This window comes from Lutibacter holmesii (assembly GCF_042679665.1).
Classification (GTDB): domain Bacteria; phylum Bacteroidota; class Bacteroidia; order Flavobacteriales; family Flavobacteriaceae; genus Lutibacter; species Lutibacter holmesii.
On sequence record NZ_JBHTMV010000001.1, the window covers coordinates 98,661 to 116,558 of the forward strand.

A 17,898-nucleotide genomic window follows, 5' to 3' on the forward strand; every position below is an offset into this window, starting at 1 on the left:
CAATGCACATACCATATAAAAAATACATTTCAATTGTAATTGCAGTGTTATTTATTCAGGTTGCTTTTGGGCAGTTTGAAATTCCGCAAAAACCAAAGCTTCAAACAAGTGTTTATGATAATGCTAAGGTATTGTCTAGCACTGAAAAAGCTACTTTAGAGCAGAAGTTAATAAAATATTCAGACTCTACATCTACACAAATTGTATTAATTACAATTGAAAGCTTAAAAGGTGAGAATATAAATATTTTAGCTGCTAATTGGGGACATTCGTGGGGAATTGGTCAAGAAAAGGAAGACAATGGTATTGTTATTTTATTGGCTAAAGATGATCGAAAAATAGCAATTCAAGCTGGTTACGGAATTGAACACTTATTAACAGATGCACTTTCAAAAAGAATTATAGAAAGGGTTATAATTCCTGAGTTTAGAAAAGGCGGTTATTATGCTGGATTAGACAAAGGAACGTATGCTATTTTTGAAGTGTTGAATGGCTCTTATAAAAACAATCAACCGGCAAAAGGTGATTCATCTGGAATTCCTTTTGGAGTTATTGTATTCATTATTTTTATAGTATTAATGCTTGTTTTTTCTAAAAAGAACAAAGGCGGCGGTAATAACCGAGGAAATAGAAGTGGAACAGGTTCTTTATTAGATGCTATAATTTTAAGCAATATGGGAAGAGGCGGCTTCGGCGGCGGAGGTAGTTTTGGCGGCGGAAGCTCAGGAGGTAGTTTTGGTGGCGGTGGCTTCGGTGGCGGCTTTGGCGGCGGTGGTTTCGGCGGCGGCGGTGCTAGTGGAGGCTGGTAATTTAAAAGATTATTGATAACATAAAAAACGTCTATGCAATTTAAGCCTAGACGTTTTTTTATGTGAACCCTTTTAAAGTTGTTTTTTAACTTATTTGAAAGGGTTGAATTAAAAAAAAATAAGGGGTTAATATATTTTTCGTTTTGTAAACCAATTATCAAATAAACTTACATTTATACTCATTTTATGAAAATTATCTATTACTAAATTGTTGTTTAGCGTTCCTTCTTTTCCGTATGAGTAACTTAAATTTAAAGTAGAACCTTTGTTAGACATAGGGAATCCAATTCCGGCAGAAATACCATAGCTATCAATTTTTGAGTCAGAATAGTTTAAATATCCAGAATCATAATTAATTCCCATTCTATAAATTATTTTTCTATAATATTTTAACGAATTAGTTTCACGTTTGTATTCAATACCTAAACCATATACGCTTTGATCTCTATAGGTAAAATTAGAATCTGAAGTATAAGAATTACTCCAATATTTTTTATGAAAGTCTAAGTTAAACGTTAATTTTCTTACTTGTGTTGAAATACCAAATCCTATTTTTAAAGGAAGTTCAAAATCATCTAAATCATTGTCAGTTTCATCAATTATAGTTGTGGTTCCAATACTTGTAAATGTTTTGGTACCTTCAATATCTTGTGAACCACTTAATGATGAAGGAACATTTATAATACCACCAATTGTTGTATTTGTACCAAATAAATTGTTGAATTTGTACTGAAAACCACCTTTTATACCAAGACCAGTATATTTTTTAGTTTCATCTAAATAAATTTGTGTGGTTAAATAATCTATAGTTCTTTCTTGATTTATTGATCCAAAATAAACGCGCATTTCAAGTCCAAGAGATAGGTTTTTAGTAGCCTTAAAACCGTGCCCCCAAAATAGTTCATTTATACCTCCAGATCCTTCAATATTTGTGTAATATAAGTTGGTGTTTCCTTCTACAGGCTCCGTAATATCTATGTTGTAACTGGTTTTAGTTTGTGGAACCAATCCAAAGCTCATTTTCCATCGGTCACTTACTGAAAAACCTAACGCAATATGCGTAAAGTTGAAGTCGTAATTTGTTTGAGAATTGTCGTTATCTACTTTAATTGAAAGGGTATTATTTATTCCAATTTCGTATAAAAAAGCAGTTGGACTTAACGATGTTAATGAAGCAGGATTTATTTTGTTTAATAAAAGTTTGTTTGAATATGCAATTCCTGTATTTGCCAATCCGGCTGAACCTCCAAAATAACTTGTATTTTCTTTTCCTATACCAAATAAAGAATATGGCGAGTCTACATCACTTTGAGCAAATGTGGTTAGACTGAAAAAGCTAAATAGTACAATTAAGCGTTGAAATTTCATATATTAATAAGTTAAATAAGTTAAAAGGAGTTTCATCTTGTAATCTGAATTTTCTGGGCTTTCAGGATCGTGTATTAGCAAACGATTTATTGTACTTGAATTGCTTGGGAACTCAAATCTTAATGCATAATCTAACGTGTAGCTACTAGTTAGAATTTCTTCTACAAAAGAGCTTGCATCAACACTATAATAAATGCTAGAGTTAAATTCGTCTTCTTCTGAATTGAATTTTGCGTAGATATTGCTTCCACTTAAGGATGTAAGCTGTTTTATTGTTCTGTTCTTGTCATCAACAACATAAACAGCTAAAGAGTCTATTAAGTCAATATTGTCATAGCTGGAATGGTCTGGAAATATTTTTATCCAAGCACCAAGTGTGGTTCCATCATTTTCAAGATCATTTAAAGTAGCTAGTGTTGGCATTTCTACCCGCATACTTACTCCGGTTCCAGATTGGATATAAGTTTTATTGTTGGTATCTGTACTTGGCAGTATGTCTTCACTATCGTTTAAGTTATTTAAAACGGTATTTGTTTTATCACTAGTTATATTGTTAAAAATGTAATTACCACCTTGCACAAGTAAATCAAGGTAATGGTCGTTGTCCTCAGAGTTGTCATCATCAGCTAAGGTGTAATACATTCTAATGGTAGTTGATCCTGTACTGGTTTTAAACCCTAATACGGTATTTGTATCTGTGTCTGACTTAATGGTAATTCCTCTAAATTCTTTTATTAAATCGTCGTATTCAGTTATTTCATTATCTACAATTTTATTGAAAATGTTTTCACCAAAAGCATAGTTTAAAGAAATGTTTATAGAATCTTTTTTGTTTGGATATGGCGTGAAAGATTGTTCACCTAAAATGTCTTCACTATATTCTAAACTAGAAGTGTTGTAAAAATAGTCATCGTCATCATTAGGCTCAAAAACTTCTGTTATTTCGTGAACTTTATAATTTTGAACCAACGTGGTGTCTCCATAATAATAACGATCGTAGTGCATAATTAAAGCAATAGAATCAAAAACAGCATCATCATCTAAACTAAAAGTAGTACTATAAACGCTAAAATAGTTTTGTGCTGTTAAATCTCCAAAGTCATCATCTTGTAACGCGCCAACTAAAATTCTAGATGTACCCGAGGTAATTAAAGAGTCAGAAATAATTGTTGAAGTTTTTAGCGTTAGCGTATCAACTTCAAAAACCAATGTATTGGAATCAATAAAGTCTTGCCCAACCTCGTAACTTGTATTTTCTTCGTTACAAGCTACTAAGAACCCAAAACCAATAAGTATAATTAATAAATAATGCTTCATTCTTGTTTTTTGAGCGAAAATATTTCAATCAGTTCATTTCAAAATCATAAAATAGATAAGTGATTAAAAAGTATCTATAAAGACGTTAATAAAATGTTAAATAGCTAATAATCAGCTATTTTAAGTGTTTGTAGATGATTTATGCGTCTCTGTAGGTAAAAGTGACCAATTCGTCTATTTTATGGTTTAAACATTAAATTGCTGAATATTTTTGTGCTACAGTTTTGGCGAATTAGTGAGGCGTATTTACTAAGGGTTTGAATGATAAGTGATTAATAAATTGATAAAAAAAACAACAAAAAAAATTATGAGGATTAACAATATTTATTTAAAATCTTTAATGGTATTCATTCTGTTTGTTAGTGCAGTTAGTTGTAGTGACGATGACGATACAGATTACGGAAATTGGGTTGAAAGTTCGTCTTTTGATGGAGATGCAAGAGGGAATTCGGTATCATTTGTAATTGGAGATAAAGGATATCTTGTTTCAGGTTATGACGGAGATGATTATTTAAGTGATTTATGGGAATACAATAGTGAAGGTGATTACTGGGTACAAAAAGCAGATTTTCCTGGTATAGCTAGAAGCGGTGCTGTTGGTTTTGCAATTAACGGAATTGGTTACTTTGGAACTGGATATGATGGTGATGATAAATTAAATGATTTTTGGAGTTATAATCCAGCAACTGATACTTGGGAGCAAAAAGCAGACTTTATAGGTACTGAACGTTATGGTGCTATAGGTTTTGCTGTTTCAGGAAAAGGTTATGTTGGTACTGGTTATGACGGAAGTGAATTGAAAGATTTTTATCAATATGATCCTACAAGTGATACTTGGGTGCAATCAGTTGGATTTGGTGGTGATAAGCGTAAAGATGCTGCAGTGTTTGTAATTGGAAACAATGCTTATATGGGATCAGGTTTACACAATGGAGCGTATGAAAATGACTTTTATGTGTTTAATGGAGATACTGAAGTTTGGACACGTTTAACAGATTTAGATGATGACGATTCAGATTATTCAGTAATGTTTTCAAGTGGTGTTGGATTTACAATAGATGGTATGGGGTATTTTGCAACAGGTGCATCTTCAGGAGTTTCAACTTACTTATGGGAATATGATCCTGCAACAGATACTTGGGATCAAGGAGAATACTTTGAAGGTTCAGCAAGACAAGATGCAGTTGCATTTAGTTTTTCAGATAAAGCATTTGTTTTAATGGGTAGAAGTGGAAGTTATTATTTTGATGATAACTGGGAATTTAGACCTTATGAAGAAGCAGATGAAGACGATTAATCATATTGTTTAGATAGATTAAAGTTTGGTTTAGTTTTAAAAGAGTTAGTACGTGTATTAACTCTTTTAATTATTTTATAAAATAATGAAGAAAGTTAAAATTTTAAAATATGTTTTGTTGTGTTTGCTGTTTTTAAATTGCACAACTGAAAAACCCGTGTATACCATAAAAGTTTTTGAAATTGAACAAGGTTACGGCTATTCTATTTTTGAAAAAGAAAAATTAATTATTAGACAACAATACATACCAGCAATAAGCAACTTAAAACACTTTAAAAGTGAAAAAGATGCCTACACAGTAGCTAAGCTAGTTATAGAAAAGTTAAAACAGCATAAAATTCCAAGTATATCTATTGATGAGCTTAAAAATAGTATAAGTTTGTAATTAAAATGAATTGAAGAAATTAAATTGAAAAAATCACTAAAAAATATAAACCCAATTATATTGCATGTATTATGCTGGGCAGTTTTTATTTTAATAAATATTTCAGCATTTTACAACCGTTTTTTAGAATTTCCAGATGTTTTATTTTATGCTAAAATTTGTGTTGAAGTAGTACTTTTTTACTTGAATTTTAGTGTGTTGGTTCCAAAATTATTATTAAATAATAAAATTTTGGAATACGTTTTTACTGCATTTATTGTTGTTTTTTTATCCGTTTTTTTAATTGATTATTATATTGAACCAAAAATTCCTGGTCCGCCAGCTCGTTTTGAAGTGCCAAGAATGATTGTTGATCAAGGAATTAGACCTGAAAAAGGCCCGTTTAATCCGTTTAGTATTTTTGCAAGTATGTTATTGCTGGCTGTAGGTACTTGTATTCGCCTGGTGATGGAATGGTATAAAAACGAGAAAATTAAAAAAGAAATTGAACTGCAACGTGTGCATACTGAAATTTCTTTTTTAAAAGCACAATTAAATCCACATTTTTTATTCAATTCGTTAAATAGTATTTATTCATTGGCCAATAAAAAATCTGATGACACTAAAGAAGCTATTATAACGCTAGCTGAATTAATGCGTTATATGATTTATGAAACCGATAAAGAGTTGGTACCTTTACAAGATGAATTAAATTATATTAAAAACTATATTTCGTTACAAAATTTAAGACTGAAAGATTCCAGTGGTGTTCGTGTGAATATTTATGGAAGAATAGAACATAAAATAGAGCCTTTATTGTTAATTTCTTTTATTGAAAACGCTTTTAAATACGGAACAGATTTTAATGGGAAAACAGATATTAGAATACGAATTGAAGTTAAAAATGATAACTTAGATTTTGAAGTGTCTAATTATGTTTCAATTCATAAAAAGGATTCTCAAAATTCGGGTGTTGGGTTAAAAAATGTAGTGAACAGGTTAAATCTTCAGTATCCAAAATCACACACACTTACTTTTACTGAAGAAAATAAGCAGTACAAAGTAAAATTATTATTAAAACTAAAAGTATAATGATACGTTGTTTAATTATTGATGATGAGCCTTTAGCGGTTGAATTATTAGAAGATTTTGTTTCTAAAGTTCCATTTTTAAATTTGGTTAAAAGTTGTTCAAGTGCATTTGAAGCAATTTCAGTAATTCAAGATGGAACTATAGATTTAATTTTTTCAGACATTGAAATGCCCGATTTTACAGGTATTGAATTTATAAAATCTATTAAAAATAAACCCTTGTTTATTTTTACAACAGCTTATTCACATTATGCCGTAGAAGGTTTTAATTTAAATGCGGTAGATTATTTAGTAAAACCAATTCCTTTTCATAGGTTTTTAACTGCGGTTAATAGAGCGCAAGAATTATTTGAATTAAAAGCAGAACCTGAAACAGCTGTGCAAACTTTAACAGCGCAATCTTCCGATTTTATTTTTGTAAAGTCAGAGTATGAAAATTTAAAGGTAAATTTAAATACCATTCGTTATATAGAAGGTTTAAAAGACTACATTAAAATTTATACTGATGATCCTAAGCCAATTTTAACATTGAACAGTTTAAAGGCTTTTGAAGAAAAATTACCACCAAATTTTATTCGTGTACATAGATCTTTTATTGTTTCATTAAACCATATAAACTCTGTACAGCGCAATAGAATTATTATTGATAAAGTGTACATTCCTATAGGACAAAACTATAAAGATGATTTTATAAAGCGAATTGAAAACTAAGTTTACTTTTGTCTAAAGTAAATTATAATTGGAACTCCTTTAAAGTCGTATAATTCGCGCAGTTTATTTTCAACAAAACGTTTGTAAGGCTCTCTTATATATTGCGGTAAATTACAGAAAAACACAAATTGAGGTGTTGGTGTTGGTAATTGCATGCAGTACTTAATTTTCACAAACTTACCTTTGTAAGCTGGTGGTGTATACGTTTTTACAATTTCTAACATTGCTTCATTTAACTTGCTTGTAGCAATACGTTTTTTTCTATTTTCAAATACTTCAACAGCAGTTTCAATAGCTTTAAAAATACGTTGTTTAGTTAATACGCTGGTAAAAATAATTGGCACATCAGTAAAAGGAGCAATTTCTTTACGTACTTGTGCTTCAAAATCACGCATAGTATTGGTTTCTTTTTCAACCAAATCCCATTTGTTTACTAAAATAACTATCCCTTTTTTGTTTTTTTCAGCAAGCCAAAATATGTTTTCGTCTTGACCTTCAAAACCACGCGTAGCATCTACAACTAAAATAGCAACATCACAATGTTCAATAGAGCGTACTGCTCGCATTACAGAGTAAAATTCTAAATCTTCTTTTACTTTTGATTTTTTTCTAATTCCGGCAGTATCAACCAAATTAAATTCAAAACCAAAACGGTTGTATTTGGTATCAATAGAGTCTCTAGTTGTACCAGCAATATTGGTTACAATATTTCGGTCAACACCAATTAAAGCATTGATGAAAGATGATTTACCGGCATTAGGACGACCAACAACAGCAAACCTAGGTAGTTTATCTTCAATAACTACATCATTCTCTAAATCTTGCACTACAGCGTCTAATAAGTCACCTGTACCGCTACCATTAATTGATGAAATGGTGAAAAATTCTCCCAATCCTAAATTGTAAAATTCTAAAGCATCATCTTCACGCATAGAGTTATCTACTTTGTTAACCACCATAAAAATTGGTTTTTTAACTTTGCGTAAAAGGTTTGCAACTTCAGTATCCATAGGTGTAATACCATCTTCAACATCAACTACAAAAACAATAACATCAGCTTCATCAATAGCTAAGTCAACTTGTTTTCTAATTTCTTCTTCAAAAATATCGTCAGAACCAACGGCGTAACCTCCTGTATCAATAACAGAGAATTCTTTCCCATTCCAATCACTCTTACCGTAATGTCTATCACGTGTAACTCCACTTACCGAATCAACAATGGCATCTCTTCGTTGAACTAAACGATTAAATAAAGTTGATTTTCCAACATTTGGTCTTCCTACAATGGCTACAATATTACTCATTGGTGTTTTTTAATTTTTTGCAAAAGTACAATATTTTAATTTGACAACCGATGCTTGCTGAATCCAAATTTTATAATTTGTTTAAAAATAGTATATTACAAATCGAAAACAAGCCATATGGAAGCTAAGAAGAACAGTAATATACATTTAAGGCCTAGATTTAAAATGGATTTTAATGAAAGCCAACAAGAAATTATCTCAAAATTTGAAGATAATTTGAAAGATGGCGAATGTAAATATTGCAGTAAAATTGTTGATGGACATATTATTATTGATGTTCCAAAGGACGAAAGTCATTTTTGGTCTCCGCAATTAAATATTGAAGTAGAGAAAATTAAAGGTAAAGAAACTGTGGTAAAAGGTTTGTTTGGCCCTAAGCCACAAGTTTGGACAATGTTTATGTTTTTTCATTTTGCTGTAGCCGTTGCTTTTATTGGTTTTTCAATAACAGCGTATGTACAATGGTCTATAAAAACAGATTATAGCTTGGCACTTTATATGGTAATTGGCTTGCCAGTTTTATGGTTTGTTATGTATTTTTTAGGACGTTGGGGAAAAAGTATTGGACATCAACAAATGGACGAGTTATACCATTTTATGATGAAAACTTTGGATAAACAGCCTAAAAATTAAAACGTATTTTTCAAACTTATGGTTGGTTGGCACAAAAAACTACTCATTGTATCCAAACCTACGAAGTTGGCGTTTGTCACTTCTCCAGTTTTTGTTCACTTTTACATATAATTCTAAATGAATTTTTTTGTCGAAGAATTTTTCTAAATCTTTTCTTGCTTCAATACCAACACGTTTTAAAGCTGCACCTTTATGACCAATAATTATACCTTTTTGAGTGTCGCGTTCAACCATAATAACCGAACGAATTTTTATAATTTTTTCACTTTCTAAAAACTCTTCAGTTTCTATTTCAACTGAATAAGGAATTTCTTTTTTATAATGCATTAATATTTTTTCACGAATAGCTTCGTTTATGAAAAAACGTTCAGGTTTATCAGTTAACTGATCTTTTGGGTAAAAAGGAGGTGATTCTGGCAATAATTCTATAATTCTATCAAAAACACCCTGTACATTAAAGCCTTCAAGAGCCGAAACCAAAGTAACTTCAGCATTTGGTACTTTTTCTCTCCAATACAATAATTTTTCTTCTACCTGATCTTGTGTTGAAGTGTCAATTTTATTAATTAATAATAAAACAGGTGTTTTAGAGTTTTTAATTTTATTAAAAAACGTTTCATCTTTTAACTCTTTCTCACCAATTTCAACCATATATATGAGCACGTCAGCGTCATCAAAAGCGGATTTTACAAAATCCATCATAGATGCTTGTAACTCATAGGCTGGTTTTAAAATACCTGGCGTATCAGAAAAAACAATTTGAAACTCATCACCATTTACAATTCCTAAAATACGATGACGTGTTGTTTGCGCTTTAGATGTAATTATTGATAATCTTTCACCTACCAATGCATTCATTAATGTTGATTTACCAACGTTAGGGTTTCCAATAATGTTTACAAAACCTGCTTTGTGTGCCATAAAAAGTTGTTATAAAACGGCAAAGTTAGTTGAATTGCACGTGATGTCCATAGTTTTTATAGAAAAGTTAATGCTTTTAAAGCGTTACTTATAAATGTATTTGGTTGTTTTTTAGTTTTTGAATTGGAATAATTGGGGTAATTGAATAGAACAAAAGGTTATTTTTAATTGTTTTACTAAGGTTTTTAAAATTTATTTAGAAATATTTATGAGAAAGATGAATGTTGGTGGAAGTGTATGTATTTGGGGTTCATAAGGTTACTTTGTGTTTTGTGTGTTCCTAAGTTTTTTTAGAATAAAAAAGTTTAATTATTACAATTTATATGCTTGTTTTATTGCAATTAAGTTGTATATTTGCAATCCAAATCGCGGGGTAGAGCAGTAGGTAGCTCGTCGGGCTCATAACCCGAAGGTCGCTGGTTCGAGTCCAGTCCCCGCTACTAAGCAAGCTTCACAGAAATGTGAAGCTTTTTTGTTTTAGATACATAACTGCTCTTTAAAAAGGAATACAACTATTATATGAATTAACTTGGGGTGTCTCGTAGTTTCTTTACAAACAAAAGCATTAATTTAAATAGGATTTTTATCTTTTTTTAAGGTGAAGTTCTAGTGTTGAATAAAATTTTTGTGTTGTTTCATTTCTTGTGTGTTTATAAGGTGGTAACGCGTTGTTTTAGTAGTTAGGTGTTCATTTTCATTTCTTTACAAGGGGTGGTTTCTTGTAATAAAATGGTGTTTTTTTAATTTTTCGCTTTAAATAATTAAATATTTTCTAACTTTATTGATTATTACAAACCCCAATTAGTGAATGAAGTTTTTTAACTTAACCCCACATACTTTTTTGTTGGTTGTATTGTCTTTATTTGTTTTTTCAAATACAATGTATGCACAGTATAGCTCCCCAAAATTTGATCAACTTACTATTGAAGATGGTTTATCACAAAGCTCTGTTTTTTCAATTCTTGAAGATAGTAGAGGTTTTATGTGGTTTGGTACTCGTGCGGGTGGGTTAAATAAATATGATGGTTATTCATTCACCGTTTATAAGCATAATGATAATGATTCATTAAGTATAAGTGATAACGAAATAAGGGCACTTCAAGAAGATTTAGACGGAAATATTTGGGTAGGTACACGTAATAATGGAATTAATAAATTTGATTATGACACAGGTGAATTTCATAAATATTTAAATAATAAAACCGATTCATTATCACTGCCAAGTAATTTAATTCATTGTATTTATACTGATGTGTATAATGAGATGTGGATTGGTACAGATAAAGGATTAGTTTATTACAGCAAGGAACTTGATAAGTTTTTAACCTATGAAAAAGATGATTTAAGCCAAACAGCTGTTAAAACAATTATAACTTCATCTGTAGATAGTTTGGCTTGGGTTGGAACAAAAACAGGTTTATACTTATTAGATGTAAAAAACCACAAAACCTTAAAGCATTTTAAACATGATAAAAATAATAAAATTAGTTTAACTAAAGACTATGTTTCAGCACTGCAAATAGATAAAAAAGGAAGACTGTGGATTGGTTTATACGATGGAGGTTTAAACAGATTAGATAATATTAATAGTGGTGTTTTTAAAAAATATCAGCATAAAAAAAGTGATAAAAAGAGTTTAGCAAGTGATGTTATAAGGAAAATTCATGTTGGAAAGGATGGTACAATTTGGATTGCTACTAAATCTGGATTAGATGAATTGGTGCCTAGTGAGCAAGACAAAGCAAAACCACTTTTTATACATCATAAAAAAGATCATGAGGATGAAAGGAGTATCTCAGCAAATTCATTGTATTCATTTTATGAAGATAGTAAAGGTGATTATTGGATTGGAACATATACTGATGGTGTAAACTATATTTATAATGGACCAGTAAAGTTTGAAAATTACAGTACATACGACAACAATTTTAAAGGGATTAATAATAATGTAATAAATGTGTTTTTTATAAATGGTGCTGAAACTTGGATAGGTACTAAAGGAGGAGGCTTAAATTTATACAATAAAAACACAGGCAAATACAACTATTTTAAATACAATAAGAATAATCCAAAAGGTGTTTTAAGTGATAATATAAAATCAATTCTTATAGATAGTGATAGCCTTTTTTGGGTTGGAGCTAGTAGAGGTTTAAGCTTGTTTAATAAAGAAAAGAATGAATTTACACCAATTATAAAGGATATTGATGCTATTAGTCTTGAAGAGGGAATGTCCGGAGAATTATGGATAGGTACCAATAAAGAGTTAATTAAACTTAATAAATCTAATTTAAGCTTTAAAAGGTATACATCTAATCAAAATAATTCTAAGTCGTTGAGTAGTAATAATGTGAATAAAGTTTTTAAAGACTCAAAAGGAAGAATATGGATTGCTACAAAAACGGGCTTAAATAAATATAATAGAGCCGAAGATAATTTTACTCAATATACAAACGATTATGTAGATACATCAAGTATTAGCCATTCAAATGTAACTTCAATTTGTGAAGATATAAACGGAAATATTTGGTTTGGTACTTATGACGGTTTAAATAAATATGATGAAAATAAAGGTAACTTTATTCATTATGGTGAATTGAATGGATTACCAGGGAATGTAATTAGTAATATTTTATCTGATGATAAAGGTAATTTATGGATTACAAGTAATGATATACTAGCCGTATTTAATCCTGAAGAAGATAATAATGGCACTTGTATTAGAAATTACGACAAAAGAGATGGGCTTCAAAAAGGCGAATTTCGTTTAAATGCCGCTTATAAAAGTATATCTGGAGACATGTATTTGGGAGGAAATAACGGGTATAATAAATTTAATCCGTCACATGTTGTAGATAATGTAAATATTCCAAAAGTAGCGATTACCGATTTTAAATTATTTAATAAGTCAATTGTTGAAAACGAGGAGGATAAAGAGTTAGTCTTACAGTTTAGAAACTCTAAATCCATTTGCTTAAATTACAAACAATCTGTATTTACCATTAGTTTTGTGGCGCTTAGTTATAGTTCTCCTTCAAAAAATCAATTTGCACATAAAATGGAAGGTTTTGATGCAGATTGGAATTATATTGGAAACAAAAGAGAAGCCACTTATACAAATTTACCTGCAGGAGATTATGTTTTTAGAGTTGAAGCTTCTAACAACGACGGTGTTTGGAACAAAGAAGGAGCACAATTAAAAATCACCATATTGCCACCTTGGTGGGAAACCTTATGGTTTAAAGCTTTCATTTTATTGTTATTAATTGCAATTATAGTTGGAGGTTATTTTTATAAGATAAACGAATTAAAAAGGCAAAAGGAAGTTTTAGGAGAAAAAGTCCTAGAACGTACTTCAGAACTGCAAAAGGCAAATACAAAGTTAGAAGACAGTAATGAAGAAATTTTAATTCAAAAAGAGTCTATTCTTCTGCAAAATAAAGAACTTGAAAACCAGAAATGTAAAATAGAGAAAGCTTATAATAATATTGAAACCTTAAGTAAAATAGGGAAAGAAATTACTATGAGTTTATCTGTTGAAGAAATCGTTGAAATAGCTTACCAAAGTCTTCAATTAATGATGAATGTTCCTGTTTTTTCTATAGGAATTTATGATGAACAAAAGAATGAACTTGTTTTTAAAGGTACCAAACAGTTAGGAGAAACAATTCCAGAATACTCTTATAAATTAGAAGATTTAGCTAGAATTTCGGTATGGTGCTTTAGAAATCAATGCGAGGTTCTTATTAACGATTTTGAAAAAGAGCATCATAAATTTGTAAGTGAAATAAAGGATCCTTTAGGAGGAAAGCTGCCAAGTTCATTAATATGTATTCCATTAAATGTAAAAGGGAAAAAAATTGGTGTTATTTCGGTTCAATCGCATAAAAAACATTTATATACAGTTTATCATCAAAATATAATTCAAAATATAGGAATATATACAGCAATTGCCTTAGATAATGCAGAGGCTTATGATAAAATTGAAAACCAAGCACTTAGTTTAATTGAACAAAAGACAGCTTTGGAAGAAACCAATGCTACTAAAGATAAGTTTTATTCAATTTTAGCACATGATTTAAAAAATCCGCTAGGAGCTATGGTTGGGTTTTTAGAGATTTTGAAAGTGAATTTTTCAGAGTATAGTGATGAGAAAAGAATTAGTTTAATAGACTACGCATTTAAATCGGCAACTTCTATTAAAGACTTAATAAATAATCTGTTGCAATGGTCGCAAGCTCAAAAAGGAACTATGCCTTTTAACCCTGAAATGGTTGATTTACGGGCTGTTGTTGACGCAGAGATTTCTCTTTTAACAAGTATGGCCGAGAATAAAGAAATTGAACTGCAACTTTCTTTTAAACCAAAAGAAATAGTGTTACGCGCCGATAAAAATATGTTGAGTACGGTAATGCGTAATATTGTATCAAATGCAATAAAATTTTCATTTCATAAAAGCAATATAAAAATTGATATTGAAGATATTGGTGAAGAAATAAAGTTTCAAGTTATTGATAGCGGTGTGGGAATACCTAAGTCGTTTGTAGATAAATTATTTAGGATAGATCTTAATTATAAAAGAGAAGGAACAGCTAAAGAAAAAGGTACAGGTATGGGCTTAGCTTTGTGTAAAGAATTTGTAGATGTTCACAAAGGGGAAATTTGGGCTGAAAGTGAAGAAGGTAAAGGTTGTACAATATCATTTATAATCCCTAAAAACTTATAAGTAATTCAACCATTAAAGTTTGAATCTACGTTTTTTGAAATTCAACTTTGTAAAGGTTTACTAAATTGAATTGTGTACTTTTGTAGCCCAATTTTAATGTGATACCTAACTTTTATTAAAAATGAAGCAACTTTCTTTTTACCTAAAAAAACTACCGTGGTATACTTCATTTAGAACAAGTTTTTTAAGCAATCCAAATAGATTATTGGCTTTTAAAGCAACATTAGTAATTGGAATTTTAGTTATTTCAATGGTGAGTTTAGGGTTGCCTTTTTATGCAGTAACTTTAGGTTTAGGTGCTTTAGCAGGTGCTCTTTCTGAAACTGATGATCATCCAAACGGGCGTTTTAAATCTATGATTTTGAAGGTTATTAGTTTTGCAATTTCAAGTTTTTCAGTTGAGTTATTGCAACCATATCCAATTTTGTTAGGTGTGGGGCTTGGGCTATCTACCATTATTTTTATTGTTGTAGGCGGTTTTAGTGAGCGTTATAGAGGAGTAACATTTGGTGCGTTGTTAGTTGGTATTTATACAATGATTGGAGCTCAAATTAGCCCAAATTGGTACATTCAGCCAATTTTACTAATATCAGGAGCTTTTATTTACGGAATGTTCTCTTACATATTATTGCGTTTAAAACCTTACAGTCTTTTAGAAGAACAATTGGCCAGAGGTTTTTCTGCACTTTCACTGTATTTAAATGAGAAATCAAAACTTTTTCCTAGTAATAAAGATACCGAAAAAGAAATAAGAGCAAGGTTATCACTACTTAATGTACAAACTGTTGAAGCGTTAGATAGGTGTAAAGAAGTTTTAAATAGTTATGGAGAATCACTTAGTAATCAAGAGCCACTAAAGCCTTATTTATATTATTTTATGGTTTTACAAAGTTTACATGAGCGTGCCGCATCTAGCCATGAACGTTATGACTTGTTAAGTAATAACCCTTCAAGCAGTGATTTAATAGGAGGAATAAGGCAACTATTACATGAACTCTCACACGCAACTCAAAATTTTGCAGAAAGCTTACTTACTGGTGTTGCTTACAGGCATCCAATTGCTCTAGGTTGGTTAACAAAAACTATTAATAATTCACTTGAAAATAACAAGTTAAATACGCCAATTGTACTAAAATTGCTTATTCTTAATTTAACACAGTCTCATGAAACTTTAAAAAGTATTCAAGAAAATTATGATACCGATTTATTACCTCAATTAGATAAAAATAAGCGTAGTTATTTTGAGAGATTGAAGTTGTTGTTAAACTTTAATCATCCTAGAATGCAGTATGCAATACGGTTAAGTATTTCTTTTTTAATTGGCTATGCGGTGTATATGTATTTGCAAATAGAGAAAGGTGAGTGGATAATTTTAACTATCTTATTTGTGTTGCAACCTAGTTATAGTGAAACTAGAAAGCGACTGTTACAAAGAATTTTAGGAACATTTTCAGGGGTTATTTTGGGTGTTTTACTTATCAAGTTATTTTCTTTTTCAGGGCAAATTGTTTTAATGTTGGCTTCTGCGTATTTGTTTTTGTTTTGGATGAAACGCAAATATTCAATAGGTATTATTTTTATGACCATTTTTGTACTGTGTGCATTTAATATTATTGCTAATAAAGGAGTTGATGTAATGATTCCTCGTTTAATTGATACGTTAATTGGTGCATTTATTACATTTTTGGTAGTGCGGTTTTTATGGCCTAATTGGCAATACAAGAAATTACCTAATTTGTTAAGTGAAGTAATTCTTAAAAATACAGCGTATTTAAAAGCTATTTTAAATGAATATAAATTTCCTGTAAATAATGATTTAAATTATAGAATTGCAAGGCGAGAAGCACACCGAGCAGATAATGCTTTGGTAATGGCTTGGCAAAATATGCAGTTAGATCCTAAAAAACATCAAAAACTTAAAAATACGGCCTTTACATTAACCTATTTAAATCACGCACTACTTTCATACTTATCTGCATTAGGAGCGCATAGAAATCAAAAAGGAAACCAAACATTAAACGTATTGGTATTTGAAAATCATATTTTAAAAGCGCTAGATGAAGCTTTTAGTTGGTTGTCTACTCAAAACAATAGCGAAATTAAAACTATTGAAAATAGCTTAGAAGAAATTAGTACACAATTGCTGTCTAAAAAAGAAGAGGCTACTCAAATACAATATGTTTTACTGTACAATATTACTGAAGTGACCTTGCAAATTTTGGAGCAAGCAAAACTGTTTAAGCAAACAAAAAATAGTTAAAAATTTTATTAGTTTTGTGTTTTTGCATTTGTTTCAAATGTTTGTTTTTAAGAAGATTAACAGTTAATTTTTTTTTTAAGCTACTTTTCATTGAAAAAATGAGTATATTTATATAAATGAAGAATGAGCAGAAAATGCTTATGGTTTTCTGCTATTTTTTTATAAACTTATTTATACATTTCAAAAATTGTGATTAAAATGAAATATGTAGATTATTATAAAATATTAGGAATTGCCAAAACTGCTTCAGAGAGCGACATTAAAAAAGCCTATCGGAAATTAGCTCGTAAATACCACCCAGATTTAAACCCTAACGACAAGAAAGCTGAGGCTAAATTCAAAGAAATTAACGAAGCCAATGAAGTGCTAAGTAACCCTGAGAACCGAAAAAAGTATGATAAATACGGTGAAAATTGGGAACATGCTGAGGCTTATGAAAAAGCGAATCAACAACAAAAATCTAGAAGTTCACACCAAGGGCATTCTCAGCATTATTCTGAAGAAGATTTTTCAGATTTTTTTAGTTCAATGTTTGGTGGTGGAGGCTCACCTTTTGGAAGTTCAAGATCATCTGGTAGAAATGCAACATACAAGGGACAAGATTTTAATGCAGAATTACATTTGAATTTAGAAGATGTGTACAAAACACATAAACGAACTTTAACTGTTAATGGTAAAAATATTAGGTTAACCATTCCTGCAGGTGTTGAAAACGGACAAGTAATTAGAATTAAAGGGCACGGAGGTAAAGGTGTTAACAATGGCCCAAATGGAGATTTGTTAATTAAATTTACCATAGCCAATCATTCGCGTTTTAAAAGAGTAAAAAGTAAATTATACTGTACTGTTGACATTGATTTGTATACCGCTATTTTGGGAGGTGAAGTTGTTGTAAATACATTTGATAGTAAAGTAAAGCTTCTTATAAAACCTGGTACACAAAATGGCGCCAAAGCAAAGTTAAAAGGAAAAGGATTTCCGGTGTATAAAAAAGAAGGTGAATTTGGAGATTTATTAATTACATATCAAATTAAAATACCTACAAATTTGAGTCAAAAAGAGAAAGAATTATTTGAAGAATTAGCAAAATTAAAATAAGT

The 17,898-nt window shown here is 30.3% G+C and carries 13 protein-coding genes and 1 tRNA gene; 10 read left to right on the forward strand and 4 right to left on the reverse strand.

Features of this window, described 5'->3' with window-relative positions; all coding sequences use genetic code 11:
• Positions 1-2: 2 nt before the first annotated feature.
• A complete protein-coding gene (locus tag ACFQ5N_RS00430) occupies positions 3-809 on the forward strand; it encodes a TPM domain-containing protein (RefSeq protein ID WP_386806810.1) in 807 nt (268 codons plus the stop codon).
• A 126-nt stretch (positions 810-935) separates the two neighbouring features.
• On the opposite strand, the gene ACFQ5N_RS00435 is transcribed toward ACFQ5N_RS00430, so the two are convergent.
• A complete protein-coding gene (locus tag ACFQ5N_RS00435; RefSeq protein WP_386806811.1) occupies positions 936-2,177 on the reverse strand; it encodes an OmpP1/FadL family transporter in 1,242 nt (413 codons plus the stop codon).
• 3 nt (positions 2,178-2,180) lie between these two features.
• The gene (locus ACFQ5N_RS00440) at positions 2,181-3,494 is read right to left on the reverse strand and encodes a DUF4270 family protein (protein ID WP_386806812.1); all 1,314 of its coding nucleotides are present in this window, start codon (positions 3,492-3,494) and stop codon (positions 2,181-2,183) included.
• 307 nt (positions 3,495-3,801) lie between these two features.
• Between ACFQ5N_RS00440 and ACFQ5N_RS00445 the strand changes: the two genes are divergently transcribed.
• The 4 genes from ACFQ5N_RS00445 to ACFQ5N_RS00460 all read left to right on the forward strand — a co-directional run bounded on the left by ACFQ5N_RS00445 (position 3,802) and on the right by ACFQ5N_RS00460 (position 6,957).
• Entirely contained in the window at positions 3,802-4,791 is a 990-nt protein-coding gene (locus tag ACFQ5N_RS00445) for a Kelch repeat-containing protein (protein ID WP_386806813.1), read from the forward strand.
• A gap of 85 nt (positions 4,792-4,876) precedes the next feature.
• Positions 4,877-5,176 (forward strand): DUF4907 domain-containing protein, encoded by a 300-nt coding sequence (locus tag ACFQ5N_RS00450; protein WP_386806814.1) that lies wholly within the window; start codon positions 4,877-4,879, stop codon positions 5,174-5,176.
• A 24-nt stretch (positions 5,177-5,200) separates the two neighbouring features.
• A complete protein-coding gene (locus ACFQ5N_RS00455; protein ID WP_386806815.1) occupies positions 5,201-6,247 on the forward strand; it encodes a sensor histidine kinase in 1,047 nt (348 codons plus the stop codon).
• Positions 6,247-6,957 carry a LytR/AlgR family response regulator transcription factor gene (locus tag ACFQ5N_RS00460; protein WP_386806816.1) on the forward strand — a complete coding sequence of 237 codons (711 nt, stop codon included), beginning with the start codon at positions 6,247-6,249 and terminating at the stop codon, positions 6,955-6,957. Before ACFQ5N_RS00455 ends, ACFQ5N_RS00460 begins: the two co-directional genes overlap by 1 nt.
• Positions 6,958-6,959: 2 nt before the next feature.
• Here the strand turns inward: ACFQ5N_RS00460 and der are convergent, their stop codons facing one another.
• The gene (gene der / locus ACFQ5N_RS00465) at positions 6,960-8,261 is read right to left on the reverse strand and encodes a ribosome biogenesis GTPase Der (protein ID WP_386806817.1); all 1,302 of its coding nucleotides are present in this window, start codon (positions 8,259-8,261) and stop codon (positions 6,960-6,962) included.
• A gap of 117 nt (positions 8,262-8,378) precedes the next feature.
• On the opposite strand from der, the gene ACFQ5N_RS00470 reads away from it, so the two are divergent.
• Complete coding sequence (locus ACFQ5N_RS00470) at positions 8,379-8,894, forward strand: GTP-binding protein (protein WP_386806818.1); 516 nt, start codon at positions 8,379-8,381, stop codon at positions 8,892-8,894.
• 39 nt (positions 8,895-8,933) lie between these two features.
• Here the strand turns inward: ACFQ5N_RS00470 and era are convergent, their stop codons facing one another.
• Complete coding sequence (era, locus tag ACFQ5N_RS00475) at positions 8,934-9,815, reverse strand: GTPase Era (RefSeq protein WP_386806819.1); 882 nt, start codon at positions 9,813-9,815, stop codon at positions 8,934-8,936.
• A 367-nt stretch (positions 9,816-10,182) separates the two neighbouring features.
• On the opposite strand from era, the gene ACFQ5N_RS00480 reads away from it, so the two are divergent.
• The 4 genes from ACFQ5N_RS00480 (at position 10,183) to ACFQ5N_RS00495 (ending at position 17,896) form a co-directional block, all read left to right on the forward strand.
• Positions 10,183-10,255 (forward strand) — tRNA-Met (locus ACFQ5N_RS00480).
• Between the two features lie 368 nt (positions 10,256-10,623).
• Complete coding sequence (locus ACFQ5N_RS00485) at positions 10,624-14,538, forward strand: sensor histidine kinase (RefSeq protein ID WP_386806821.1); 3,915 nt, start codon at positions 10,624-10,626, stop codon at positions 14,536-14,538.
• A gap of 121 nt (positions 14,539-14,659) precedes the next feature.
• Positions 14,660-16,798 carry a YccS family putative transporter gene (gene yccS, locus ACFQ5N_RS00490; protein WP_386806822.1) on the forward strand — a complete coding sequence of 713 codons (2,139 nt, stop codon included), beginning with the start codon at positions 14,660-14,662 and terminating at the stop codon, positions 16,796-16,798.
• A gap of 198 nt (positions 16,799-16,996) precedes the next feature.
• Entirely contained in the window at positions 16,997-17,896 is a 900-nt protein-coding gene (locus ACFQ5N_RS00495) for a DnaJ C-terminal domain-containing protein (protein ID WP_386806824.1), read from the forward strand.
• Positions 17,897-17,898: the final 2 nt, after the last annotated feature.

Coding starts and splice junctions, on each gene's coding strand:
- ACFQ5N_RS00430 (WP_386806810.1), top strand. CDS start 3: ATGCACATACCATATAAAAAATACATTTCAATTGTAATTGCAGTGTTA.
- ACFQ5N_RS00435 (WP_386806811.1), bottom strand. CDS start 2,177: ATGAAATTTCAACGCTTAATTGTACTATTTAGCTTTTTCAGTCTAACC.
- ACFQ5N_RS00440 (WP_386806812.1), bottom strand. CDS start 3,494: ATGAAGCATTATTTATTAATTATACTTATTGGTTTTGGGTTCTTAGTA.
- ACFQ5N_RS00445 (WP_386806813.1), top strand. CDS start 3,802: ATGAGGATTAACAATATTTATTTAAAATCTTTAATGGTATTCATTCTG.
- ACFQ5N_RS00450 (WP_386806814.1), top strand. CDS start 4,877: ATGAAGAAAGTTAAAATTTTAAAATATGTTTTGTTGTGTTTGCTGTTT.
- ACFQ5N_RS00460 (WP_386806816.1), top strand. CDS start 6,247: ATGATACGTTGTTTAATTATTGATGATGAGCCTTTAGCGGTTGAATTA.
- der (WP_386806817.1), bottom strand. CDS start 8,261: ATGAGTAATATTGTAGCCATTGTAGGAAGACCAAATGTTGGAAAATCA.
- ACFQ5N_RS00470 (WP_386806818.1), top strand. CDS start 8,379: ATGGAAGCTAAGAAGAACAGTAATATACATTTAAGGCCTAGATTTAAA.
- era (WP_386806819.1), bottom strand. CDS start 9,815: ATGGCACACAAAGCAGGTTTTGTAAACATTATTGGAAACCCTAACGTT.
- ACFQ5N_RS00485 (WP_386806821.1), top strand. CDS start 10,624: ATGAAGTTTTTTAACTTAACCCCACATACTTTTTTGTTGGTTGTATTG.
- yccS (WP_386806822.1), top strand. CDS start 14,660: ATGAAGCAACTTTCTTTTTACCTAAAAAAACTACCGTGGTATACTTCA.
- ACFQ5N_RS00495 (WP_386806824.1), top strand. CDS start 16,997: ATGAAATATGTAGATTATTATAAAATATTAGGAATTGCCAAAACTGCT.